The sequence below is a fragment of the Chitinophaga sp. W3I9 genome, assembly GCF_050434025.1.
Taxonomy (GTDB): domain Bacteria; phylum Bacteroidota; class Bacteroidia; order Chitinophagales; family Chitinophagaceae; genus Chitinophaga.
Genome location: NZ_JBNPWC010000001.1, coordinates 2,203,513 through 2,215,810, shown reverse-complemented (window position 1 = coordinate 2,215,810; position 12,298 = coordinate 2,203,513). Strand labels below are relative to the sequence as shown.

8 protein-coding genes are annotated in these 12,298 nt (G+C 46.2%); 3 read left to right on the top strand and 5 right to left on the bottom strand.

Annotated features, from left to right (window positions below; all coding sequences use genetic code 11):
• Nucleotides 1-9 precede the first annotated feature (9 nt).
• Complete coding sequence (locus QFZ51_RS09350; RefSeq protein ID WP_429045316.1) at nucleotides 10-2,121, bottom strand: nitrite reductase; 2,112 nt, start codon at nucleotides 2,119-2,121, stop codon at nucleotides 10-12.
• A gap of 612 nt (nucleotides 2,122-2,733) precedes the next feature.
• Here QFZ51_RS09350 and hxpB point away from each other — a divergent pair.
• Entirely contained in the window at nucleotides 2,734-3,393 is a 660-nt protein-coding gene (hxpB, locus tag QFZ51_RS09345) for a hexitol phosphatase HxpB (protein ID WP_370909653.1), read from the top strand.
• Between the two features lie 77 nt (nucleotides 3,394-3,470).
• On the opposite strand, the gene rpsA is transcribed toward hxpB, so the two are convergent.
• Entirely contained in the window at nucleotides 3,471-5,378 is a 1,908-nt protein-coding gene (gene rpsA, locus QFZ51_RS09340; protein ID WP_370909652.1) for a 30S ribosomal protein S1, read from the bottom strand.
• Between the two features lie 353 nt (nucleotides 5,379-5,731).
• On the opposite strand from rpsA, the gene QFZ51_RS09335 reads away from it, so the two are divergent.
• Nucleotides 5,732-6,607 (top strand): rhomboid family intramembrane serine protease, encoded by an 876-nt coding sequence (locus tag QFZ51_RS09335; protein ID WP_370909651.1) that lies wholly within the window; start codon nucleotides 5,732-5,734, stop codon nucleotides 6,605-6,607.
• A gap of 35 nt (nucleotides 6,608-6,642) precedes the next feature.
• On the top strand, nucleotides 6,643-7,866 hold the full coding sequence (locus QFZ51_RS09330; protein WP_429045314.1) for a 4-hydroxy-3-methylbut-2-enyl diphosphate reductase: 1,224 nt from the start codon (nucleotides 6,643-6,645) through the stop codon (nucleotides 7,864-7,866).
• 268 nt (nucleotides 7,867-8,134) lie between these two features.
• On the opposite strand, the gene QFZ51_RS09325 is transcribed toward QFZ51_RS09330, so the two are convergent.
• From QFZ51_RS09325 to cmk, 3 genes are all read right to left on the bottom strand, one after another.
• Entirely contained in the window at nucleotides 8,135-8,767 is a 633-nt protein-coding gene (locus QFZ51_RS09325; protein WP_429045312.1) for a LytR/AlgR family response regulator transcription factor, read from the bottom strand.
• 193 nt (nucleotides 8,768-8,960) lie between these two features.
• A complete protein-coding gene (locus QFZ51_RS09320; RefSeq protein ID WP_429045310.1) occupies nucleotides 8,961-10,913 on the bottom strand; it encodes a tetratricopeptide repeat-containing sensor histidine kinase in 1,953 nt (650 codons plus the stop codon).
• Nucleotides 10,914-11,540: 627 nt separating this feature from the next.
• Nucleotides 11,541-12,230, bottom strand: coding sequence for a (d)CMP kinase (gene cmk / locus QFZ51_RS09315; protein WP_429045308.1), 690 nt, complete (start codon nucleotides 12,228-12,230; stop codon nucleotides 11,541-11,543).
• Between the last annotated feature and the right edge of the window lie 68 nt (nucleotides 12,231-12,298).

The following is a 12,298-nucleotide window of genomic DNA, read 5'->3' as shown; positions in this document are numbered from 1 at the left end:
AATAAATAATTAAGCCTGCACCAGTTCGCTGGCTCTCTGACGGTATACCTGTGCAGCATTATAAAATGACTGCGCCTGCTGGAAATAAGTTTTTGCAAAACTTTCCGTAGGCTCGTTACCGTTAATCTGCAGCACTACTGTTTTAAAATCAGGCTCAAAGCTGAATTTACCGGCAGCCACAAAATGTTTATCGAAATCGTTCATGATACCGATCTGCGTATTGCCGCTGATGGCTTCGCCGAGTAACAGTGCTTTTGCGCCCTGCACAAAGGAAGAATAAGCGTGATAAATTCCATCTGAATAGGCGCCTTTAATAATGGCGGCACTGCTCAGTTCCAGTTTTTCTTCTGCTTCCAGCAGCAGCGTAGCCACCAGGTCGATGATTACACCGGCGCACTCTCCCACGCCGATGGCTGTAGCGTAGTCCTGTGCCTGTCCCCAGTCGATAAAGTCGCCCGCGGTAAGGGAACTGAGATCTGCCAGTGGTTTCAGCAATTCGTAGAAATACTTTTCACCTTTACGGTCGTAGTACTCGTTGAACAGTTCATTTTCCTGGGCATTGATTTCATAGTCGTGCAGCAGGCTGCGTAATACGTCCGGGCCGCGGCGGCTTGGTACCTTAATTACTTTATCGGCAACGCGGCCTGCGCCATCGCCAACAATACCGCCACCGAGCAGTACCTGCAGGGCGGGAAGTACTTTACCGGCGCTCTTCATGGAGCTGCCGTGGAAACCAATGCTGGCAATACCGTGCTGACCGCAGGAGTTCATACATCCGCTGATCTTTATTTTGATGTCTTTGTTATAAACGAGATCCGGGAATTCATCGGTGATCACATCTTCCAGTACTTTGGCGATGCCGGTGCTGCTGGAGATGCCGAGGTTGCAGGTATCGGTACCGGGGCATGCCGTGATATCTGCGATGCTGTCGAATCCGGGATCTGCAAAGCCTGCTTCTTCCAGTACGCTGAAAACATACGGGAGATTTGCCGGCAGGATGTATTTCAGTAACAGGCCCTGGTTGGCAGTTACACGTACATCGTCGGCTATTACGGGGCGCAGCGCTTCGATAAGTTTGCGGCTGATCGCTGAACCGATGTTACCCAGTGTTATTTTAACGTAAGCCGCGAAGTATCCTTTTTGTTTTTGCTCAAAGGTGTTGGTAGCTTTCCAGGCTTCGTATTTCTTTGGATCTTTTATGCTGTAAGCCGGTGTTGGCACTGCGGGAGGCGGTGTTGTTGCCTGCCATGCGTCTGCATCTACCGGTACGCTTTTTACTTTTATGGCTTTGTATTCTTCTTTAATGAGGCGCTCAAATTCTTCCATTCCAATTTTCTGGATGAGGAACTTCATGCGGGCTTTGTTCCTGCTGGTTCTTTCACCGTAGCGGTCGAACACGCGCAGTACGTTTTCGATATATGGAATAAGCTGATCTGTTTCGAGGAACTCGTATACTACTTTAGCGAGAAAGGGTTGTGCGCCCAAACCGCCGCCTACCAATACTTTGAAGCCACGTACTTCTTTACCATCGATGATCTTTACTTTGGGGATCATGCCAAAGTCGTGCATAAATGACCAGGCTGTATCTTTTTCAGAAGAGGAGAAAGAGATCTTTATTTTGCGGCCCATTTCCTGGCTCACCGGGTTACGCAGGAAGTAGCGGAAGGTGGCATCGGCGTATGGCGTAACGTCAAATGGTTCATCCGGATCGATACCGGCGCGGTCTGATGCGGTGACGTTGCGAACGGTGTTACCGCAGGCTTCGCGGATGGTGATGCCATCCTGTTCCAGTTTAGACCATAATTCGGGTGTTCTGTCGAGGCTCACGTAGTGGATCTGTACGTCCTGGCGGGTAGTCAGGTGCAGATTACTGGTGGCATATTCATCTGAAATTTCGGTAATGCGGTGCCATTGTTTCAGGGTCATTTTACCGTATGGCAATTTGATGCGGATCATTTGCACACCGGGCTGACGCTGACCGTAAATACCTCTGGCCAGGCGGAGGCTGCGGAACTTTTCGTCTGACACGGCGCCTTCGCGGAACAGGCGGATCTTCTTCTCCAGGTCTATAATATCTTGTTCAACGATTGGATTTTCTAGTTCTGTTCTGAAGCTTTGCATAAAAAGTATTTTCAGTGGTGGTAAAGCAATTATTTAATTCTGGTTTGGGGGTGTTGGTCGTTTTAAATAAAAAAGCCCCCGGATTGTTAGCGGAGGCCTCGTATAATGTTGATTTACAGCAAGATGATCACTGATTTTCCATATTACACGCGCCTCATGGGTGTTGATGAACAACAACTGTTTCTACGACAATTCCTTCTATCATTACCCATATTCCCTATAATTTTAGTAGAGTAATACAAAGATATAAATGCAGGGCATCTTTCCAAAACTTTTTTCAACATTCAATAAGGCTCCAAAAAGGGGGGAAATTAGCAGAGGCCGCAGGTTTGCAGCGGGCAGGCGGCGTAAACGCCGGTCTGGGACGGATTGGCGGAGAGCGGCCTGCCTGGTTACCGCAGCAATGCGATAACCAAAGTTTATGGCGTATAACTTATTGTTATGGGATAACGCGTGCCGGTACGCTGGTACGGGGTTAAGGGGAAGCATCCCCGGCGTATACCGGAAGTAAAGGTGGACTTGAAGCCCAAATGCAGGCTGGCAAACAGTTAGCGGCCCACTGCAATCTCCCCGCATAACTTCTTATCTTTGCCGCGCATAAATGGAAAACATATGATAGATACGGTAATATTTGATATGGATGGCCTGCTGATAGACTCAGAACCTTTATGGGGCATCGCCATGCGGGAGGTGTTTGCAACGGTGGGGGTAAACCTTTCGCCAGAGCTGACGCATCTGACCACGGGGCTTCGCACCAAGGAAGTGGTGAGTTACTGGCATAATTACTATAAATGGGAAGGAAAGAGTGCAGAGCAGGTAGTAAATGAAATTATTGACAGCGTAATACAAAAAATTATAGCGGAGGGCCATCCTATGGAGGGGTTATCGTATATCCTGCAATATTTCCGGGAGAAAGGGTTCAAAATGGGGCTGGCTTCTTCTTCCCCGTTGCGCCTGATTAATGCGGCACTGGAGCATTTGCAGATAAAAGACGCTTTCCAGGCGGTATATTCTGCTGAGTTTGAGGATTATGGGAAGCCGCATCCGGCTGTGTACCTGGCCTGCGCCAAAGCGTTGGGCAGTGATCCGCTGGACTGCATCGCTTTTGAGGATTCTGTAACGGGTATGACTGCTGCCAAGGCGGCGCGGATGACTACGGTGGTGGTACCGGAGGCGCATAACCGGCATGATCCGCGGTATGCGTTGGCTAATATGAAACTGGACAGTTTGCTGGAATTCAATGATGCGAAGCTGTCGTTGCTGATGAAGTAAAGACCGGTAACTATTATAAAAAAAATCCCGCTCCGATGTTACTCGAAGCGGGATTTATTATTTAATGAAACCGGATCTTATTGCGCGCTTTTTTCTTCGCCGCCTTCGGATTGTTTCAGTTTTTCTCTCAGTTCAGCTAAAGCGCCGAGATCACCTAAAGTGGCTTTCTCAACTTTACCCTGGATGTTTTTCACAGCCTTACGGGTTTTATCAGCTTCTTCTCTCTTCTCTTTCACTACAGCCTGTTTTTCTTCCGCCTGTGCTTTTTCCCAAACCCTGGTATGAGAAACGAGGATACGTTTTTCGCTGCGATCGAATTCGATGATCATGAATTCTTTCACATCTTCAACGTTGATTGGTTTTTCATCTTCAGTTCTGAGGTGACGTGCAGGAGCGTAAGCTTCCAGACCGTACTGCAGTTGAACCGTAGCGCCTTTATCATCTTTCTTCACAACGGTACCTTCGTGTACAGAGTTGATCGGGAAGATAGTTTCAAAAGTGTTCCATGGATCTTCTTCGATCTGTTTGTGACCGAGGCTCAGTTTACGGTTGTCTTTATCAATACCCAGGATTACTACATCTATTTCGTTACCTACTTTAGTGTATTCAGATGGGTGGTTGAAACGTTTGATCCAGCTCAGGTCAGAGATGTGGATCATTCCACCGATACCAGTTTCCAGTTCAACGAATACGCCATAAGGAGTGATGTTTTTCACGATACCTTTGTGACGGCTTTCAACCGGGAATTTAGTTTCGATAGTAGACCATGGATCTTCTGTCAGTTGCTTGATAGACAGGCTCATTTTGCGTTCTTCCTTGCTCAGGGTAACTACAACGGCTTCGTATTCTTCTCCTAATTTGAAGAATTCTTTAGCGTTGATTGGCGTAGAAGCCCATGAGATTTCAGATACGTGAACCAGACCTTCCACACCTGGCATGATTTCCAGGAATGCACCGTAGTCTTCAATGTTTACAACTTTACCTTTTACTTTAGCACCTTCGGTGATAGTAGCTGGCAAAGTATCCCACGGATGCGGGGTCAATTGTTTGTAGCCGAGGCTTATGCGACGTTTTTCGTCATCGAAGTCAAGCACAACAACGTTGATTTTCTGATCCATCTGCAGTACTTCGCTCGGATGGGAGATACGGCCCCAGCTGATATCTGTGATATACAGCAAGCCGTCCAGACCACCCAGGTCGATGAACGCACCGAAGTCGGTGATATTTTTGATGGTACCTTCCAGCACCTGGCCTTTTTCCAGTTTGCTGATGATATCCACTCTCTGTTGTTCGATATCGCTTTCGATGAGCGCTTTGTGGGAAACAACGGCGTTGCGGATGGTTTCGTTTACTTTCACCACCTTGAATTCCATTGTTTTGCCTACAAACTGGTCGTAATCTGTAACTGGTTTCACATCGATCTGAGAACCCGGCAGGAATGTTTCCATACCATATACATCTACGATCAGGCCGCCTTTGGTTTTGCTGGTAACGGTACCAGTAACCACTTCGCCTGTTTTGTAAACTTCCACGATTTTTTCCCATGCACGTTTCTGGCGAGCCTGTTTACGGCTCAGGTGCAGGTTACCATCGCGGTCTTCTTTTTCTACTACCAGCACTTCCACTTCATCACCGATCTTCAGACCTGGTAAATCACGGAATTCGTTCAGAGAAATCAAACCATCAGATTTGAATCCGATGTTGATCACTACATCTGTGTTGGTTAAACCTACAACAGTACCTGTCAGCAGGCTGTTTTCTTCAAACACCTTGAAAGTGCTGTCGTAAGTAACATCGTACTTTTCTTTTTCCTCTTTGCTGTAAGAAGAAACGTTACGTTTGTCAACGCTCCAGTCAAAATCGTCGTGTGCCGTTTCAACTTTTGCTACAGGTGCCTTTGGTGTCGCTGTTTCAACCACAGCAGCTTCTGCTTGTGGAGCCTGTTGTTCAGCGTTTTGTTCGTTAGAAATGTTGTTTTCGCTCATAAAAAATTAAAATTTTACCCGGAATACCCGGATACCCTGTTTTATGGGACGGCAAAAATACGAAAAAATACCCGTTTATACGTATTTTTATTGAAGAAATCCACCTTCCGCTGCGGTATTGGCTGGTCTTCTCAGATATTTTTTAATTGCATTATTAATAATCTTACTACGACAAAAAATTAAACTGCGTAAACGGCATTTTTTTTGCCGCAGGAAGAACCAGTATCCGGATTAATTGTTGTTAACAGGTGCAGGAGAGATGATATTCATTAGCAGTGAACGGGCTTACTTTTCGTGCTTTCAAAATGTTAATTACTATTATTTAATCCCGGATTTTATTTTAATTTGTGTATATGAACGGGACCTCATTTCAATCGGATATTCGCTACTGGCTCAGGCAGGGAAACACAGTTAACTATTTGCTTTTCTGGAATATCGTCATCTTCCTGGGATTAAATATACTGCGTCTTATTGCGTTCCTGACCAAGCAGCCCACTCCTTTTGAATGGACCTATGACCAGCTGGCCATGAATGTTCCGCTCAGCGCATTTATCCTAAAGCCCTGGGGGCTGATCACTTACATGTTTACACATGTTGGCATCTTCCACGCCCTCTTCAATATGATCAACCTTTACTGGTTTGGTAACCTGTTCCGGGATTTCCTGGGAAATAAGCGGGTACTTCCCCTTTATTTGCTGGGAGGTATTGCGGGCGGTTTATTGTACCTGCTGAGTGCCAGTCTTTTTCCGGGCTTCGTAGGTACCACTATGGTGGGCGCTTCAGCTGCCATCATGTGTATCCTGGTGGCAGCGGCAACCCTGATGCCCAATTTTGAAATTGGCCTGATGTTCCTGGGCAGCGTGAAACTGAAATGGCTGGCGATGGCCCTGGTGATACTGGGATTGATCTCTATCCCGGATGGTAACATCGGCGGCCTGATTTCCCACATGGGCGGTTCCCTGCTGGGCTTCCTCTATATACGCACCCTGCAGGCAGGTACTGACCTCTGCCAGCCCCTGATATGGTTATTTGATTTCAACAACCGCCGACAGCAACGGCCGACACGTAAATTCAAACCCAAGAAGTCGCCGCTGAAAGTGGTAAAAAAAGCCGAAGACAGGGACCCTTCCAGGTTAGACCAGCTCCTGGATAAAATCAATGAAAAAGGTTATAATAGCCTCAGCGCCGAAGAAAAAGCATGGCTGGACAAAGTGAGCAAAGAAAACTGATTAACTTTGTCCTTCAATTTTCTGCCATTTAACACATGAAAACATTTAACGTTCCGGTTATATATCGCAGTCCGCTGATCAGCGCCATCAAAAACCAGCGCAAGCAGCAGGACCGCATGAAAAAGGACTTCACGCCCACCGAGCTGGATTTTGGTCCGCTCCGGATTTTACTGGCCCGGCACTTCGGATTCTGTTATGGTGTGGAAAACGCCATTGAAATTGCCTTCAAAACCGTGGACGAAAACCCGGGCAAACGGATCTTCCTGCTCAGTGAAATGATTCACAACCCGCATGTAAACAACGATCTGCTTGACCGCGGCGTGCAATTTATTATGGATACCGCCGGCCATCAGCTGGTTCCCTGGGAAAGCCTGCAAACAGATGATATTGTGATCATCCCTGCATTTGGCACTACCCTGGAAACCGAGCGGCAGCTGGCCTCCCTGGGTATTGAACCGCTGAAATATAATACCACCTGTCCTTTTGTGGAACGCGTATGGAACAAGGCGGAACAGATTGGTAAGAAAAACTATACGGTAATTGTACACGGCAAGCCAAAGCACGAAGAAACCAGGGCTACCTTTTCCCATAGCGCCTCCGGCACGCCTACCGTGGTAGTAAAAGATATTAAGGAAGCGGAGCTGCTGGCAGAGTTTATTACCGGCCGGCGTACCCCGGAGGAATTTAATACCTTGTTCAAAGGACAATATTCACCCGGTTTTAACCCGGCTACCGATCTTCAACGGGTAGGCGTAGTGAACCAAACCACGATGCTGGCTACCGAAACGCAGGCCATTGCCGATTACATCCGGCAGGTGATGATCACTCATTTCGGGCTCACAGAGGCCACCGCCGACGAAAGGTTTGCCGATACCCGCGATACGCTCTGTTACGCCACCAATGATAACCAGACGGCCGTTACCGGCATGCTGCAGGAACCTGCTGACCTGGCCATTGTAGTGGGAGGCTATAACAGCTCTAATACTTCGCACCTCGTGGAACTGTGTGAAGAAAAGCTGCCTACTTATTTTATCTCATCTCCCGAAAAAATACTATCCGCAAAGGCGATTAATCACTGGGACTTTCACCATAAAGAAGAGATTATTGCTGACCGCTTTTTACCGGAAAAAGAAAAGGTAACCATCCTGCTTACCAGCGGCGCTTCCTGTCCGGATGCCCTTGTGGAAGGCGTGATACGCCGGCTGCTTTCGTTTTACCAACTGGAGCACAAGGCAGATGAAATGGCTATAATTGATTAAAAGTATCTATCTGTACAAAACTGATTAAAATGTCATAAAAGCAAAAAAGACACCACGTGGTGTCTTTTTTCTTTGGGGCTAATCACGCTAGTAATGCAGAGTATAAAATCTTTATATTGCGTTTATATTGAAATCGTAATTCAAAAGTAGTTTATCTCCAATATGCCCGCAATAGCCATTTATTATATGGTAGGTAATTAATTATAACTGGCATAAAAACGAATAAAATCGGAATACGCACTTCTGCAAATACGCTGTACATCCTCATTTAGAACTGCATCGCCTTTTTCAGGAACTCTGCTTTGCGTCTTCTGGACACTTCTACCTGCGTACCATCACTCATCAGTGCAAAGCCTCCTTCTCCCTGGATATACGATTGCATTTGCTGCATATTTATCAGGTGGGAATTATGTACCCGGAAGAAATCCACATCAGACAGCAACTCCTCAAACTCTTTCAGGGGGCGGGATACCATGAGATTTTTCTTATCCGTAAAAAAGATGCGGGTATAGTTACCGGTCGATTCGCAACGGACAATGTTCTGCACAGGCATAAACACCAGGCCGTTGATAGTGGGTAATGCAATTTTCTTGTGTGTTTGCTGTATTGTTTTCATGTTCTGCAAAAACACTTCCATCGGAGAAATGCCCTGGTCCTTTGGCCGGTTCAATTTCTTCTCCCTGCATTTTTCCAGAGCATCCTGTAATTCCTTTACACTAAAGGGTTTCAGCAGGTAGTCGAGCGCATTGAACTTAATTGCTTTTAAAGCATATTGTTCATAGGCTGTTGTGAAGATGACGTCGAAGTACACCTTTTCAAATAGCTTCAACAGCTCAAAGCCATTCTGATAGGGCATTTCCACGTCGAGAAATACCAGATCCGGCTGCAGTTCATCAATCATTTCCTTCGCTTCCCTTACACTTTTAGCCCAAACCAATCACCTGTACACCGGGACATTTTTTTTGCAGCATCGTTTGTAGTGCATCAATGCAGTGTTGCTCATCATCAACGATGATAGCTTTTATTTCGCTCATACAAGTAGCTTTTGTTAGCTGTTAGCTATCAGCTGTTTTTATGGTTTATCAGTGAGTAAGCTAAAATATAAATTCCGCAGGTAAAATTATAGTCACCTTTGTTCCGGTGGCCTTTCCGGCTTCATCTTCCAGGTCTGTTACCGTTACTTTTGCTTCCTTGTTATTAATCTTACGGATCAGGTCTATCCTGCCTTCCGTTACTTTCATGCCTACAGAATTATGTAGCCGTCCTTTCTTTTCTTTTATTTCCATTGCTTTTTTTCTGCCTATGCCGTTATCGGTGATCGTGCATACCAGGCTTCTTTTTTCCAGTACAATTTCAATATCAAGGATTCCTTTTTCATCCGGGTGTTTATGCACGAGTCCATGCCAGATAGCGTTTTCCACATATGGTTGTAATATCATGGGGGGTATCAGTACTTCATCATCATTAATCTCCGCATCTATGAGGAACCGGTATTCAAAGATGCCGTTACAGCGTAATGATTCCAGGTCAAGATACAACCTTAATGATTCCAGTTCTTTATTCAGGGTAACAAAAGTGTGCTGGGTGTTATCGAGGATGAGGCGCATGAGCCGGGAAAACTTGGTCAGATAGTCGGATGCTTCTTCCTGGTTATTGCTCCAGATGTACCGGTGGATGGAGCTGAGGGAGTTAAAGATGAAGTGCGGATTCATCTGGGAGCGGAGCGACCGCAGTTCCAGCTGTAAGGTTCGTTTATTTGCCTTCAGGTTACGGTGACGGATATAGAACAACCCGCCCACGATGGCCATTAACAGGAATGCCGCCAGGAAAAAGGTGACCACCACATTGCGTTTGGTGCGTAGCGCCGCTATCACTTTATCATGTTCCAGGTTACGGATCTGGTTATCTTTCCGGTCTACTTCGTAAATGGTTTGCATCTGGGCGAGGGCCATTGCCGACTTCTCATCCAGGATACTGTCTTTATACAACAGTGATTTATCGGTCGCTTCCAGTGATTTTTTAAAGTCCCCGCTTTCTTTAAAGTCTGCTGCGAGTGCTTTATATGCGTCCATCAGCATGGCTTTGAAGCCCCAGAAGGTGCTGATCTCGATCGATTGCAGCATATTTTTCCTGGCTTCCTCGTGTTTCCCTTGTGCGCCCAGCAGTTTACCGATACTGAGATAGCTTTCCGCCACATGTACCTTATCGTCTACCCGGTCGTTTACTTCCAGTGCTTTTTTCAGGTAGTCCATGGCGGCCGTATAATCTTTCTTTTCCTTATAGGCGGCGCCGAGGGCATTATAACATATTGCCATACCGATGGGGCGGTCCATTTTCTGGTTGATGGCCAGGGAACGTTTATAGTATTGGATGGCCAGGTCCAGTTTATTCTGGCCCTGGTATGCGTAACCGAGATTGCCGAGGTTAATGGCTACGCCCAGTTGGTTATCACTTTTCTCTTCCAGTTCGAGGGCGTGGTTAAAGTGGGTGATGGCATCCGCATATTTTTCTGTAGTGAGCTGTATATTCCCGATACTGTTGGTGGCCACGCAAACATTGCGGATGTCGTTGATCTTTTCGGCAAGTATGAGGGCTTTTACGTGGTAGTCGAATCCCTTCTGCAGTTTATCCTGCCGCCGGCAATCTACCCCAGCGTTATTCAGGGAAAATACGATGAGGGAAGTGTCTTTCGCTTCCTCCGCAGCTTTGAGTGCTTTTTCGTGATAATCTTCTGCAACGATATACTGCGACTTATTTCTTTTGGCGGTGCCTAATTCGTTGTATGCCTGCGATACTCCTTTGGGATATTTGAGCTGTAGCGATAAGGTGAGCGCTTCCTGCCAGAAGGGATTTTCTATTTTATGCGATTCAAAAAAGCGGTTGTTTACTCCGCCCTTTTTCAGCAGTAAAGACACTTTCCCGGTATCGGAGGGGAGCCGGCGAACAGAGTCGAGCAGGTTGTATATCCGCAGGGAGTCCTGGGCTATCGCCTCAAAACAGGCCCCCAGCAGGAGCAAGCATAAAAAACATACACCTTTTATAGACATTGGCTGGTCTGTGTGACTACACAATTTAAAAAAAGAATTACGAATAACGCATAGCGATCTAAAGATATCCGGTTAAACGGGATAGCGTTACCCTTTCACTGACAATCAAAGTGTTTAAAAAAGCGAAAGGGCGAAAGAATTCGCCCCTTCTTCCTATTAACCGAATACACCTACTGAAAACATGGAACGGCCATGGCGTGCCACGCCATCCCACATTACCTTTAAATGCCTGCTGGCAGCGGTTATGCTCACGCAGACCAAATTTTATATTATAGCAACATTATAATCGGTTAATAGCAAAGGGTCCTTGTGGATATAGCTAGGATAAGACCTTTCCGGGAGCACGATATATGATAACGCGTCTTACGCACTTGTTCTTAATGTCTTATACAGTCGACAGCACTACATCAACAGCACGGACTTTTCCATACAAAAATTACCTAAGCAGTATTTTTCAGGGAGGATCAGGTTGGCTATGCAGAAATGGTCAATAAAAGTTGACATCATTTGGGCATGAAAATAAAATTCTACTGGAAATTCGGGAGGATGTGGAAAAATTATCGGGTTGGTGACCAACAGGCCACATAACAAATGTATAAAAGAGTTTTAATAAAAGGAAATAATATTTTATGAGGAGTGCGCCATAATAGCGTCTTCCACCCATTGCATCACCAGTTGAAGCTGGTCATCGAGGTTCAAGTAGCTGTTATCCAGGATGATAGCATCTTCTGCTTTGCGCAGCGGGCTTATTTCCCGGTTGGCATCAATATAATCTCTCAGTTCGAGGTTTTGTTTTACTTCTTCGAGGGTGATGTTCTTATTTTTCTCATACAGTTCCTTAAACCGGCGCTGCACGCGGATCGCGATGTCGGCGGTCATGAAGATCTTAAGTTCCGCATGGGGAAATACTACGGTACCGATGTCGCGGCCATCCATCACGATGCCTTTACGGGCGCCCATCTTCTTTTGCTGGGCTACGGCCAGATCACGGACTTCCTTTACAGCGGCTACCTCGCTCACTTTTTCAGCTACGATCATTTCGCGGATCAGGTGTTCCACGTTTTCATTGTTGAGATACATTTCGCTGATGCCGGTGAGTGAGTTAGGAACAAAATCCAGGTGTACATCTTCCAGTGCAGTGGCCACGGCTTCATGCGACGTCCAGTCGATCCGGTTTTGAATAAAGTAAAGGGTAATCGCACGATACATGGCACCACTGTCTATATAGGTATAGTTCAGCTTTTTAGCCAGTTGCTTGGCCAAAGTGCTTTTGCCACATGAAGAGTAGCCATCTATCGTGATGATTATTTTTTTCAAAACTATCTGTTTAAATGAATCGCCTATAGGGAAGAACCCTACAAAATTGGGGCAAATCTCCGAGAAAA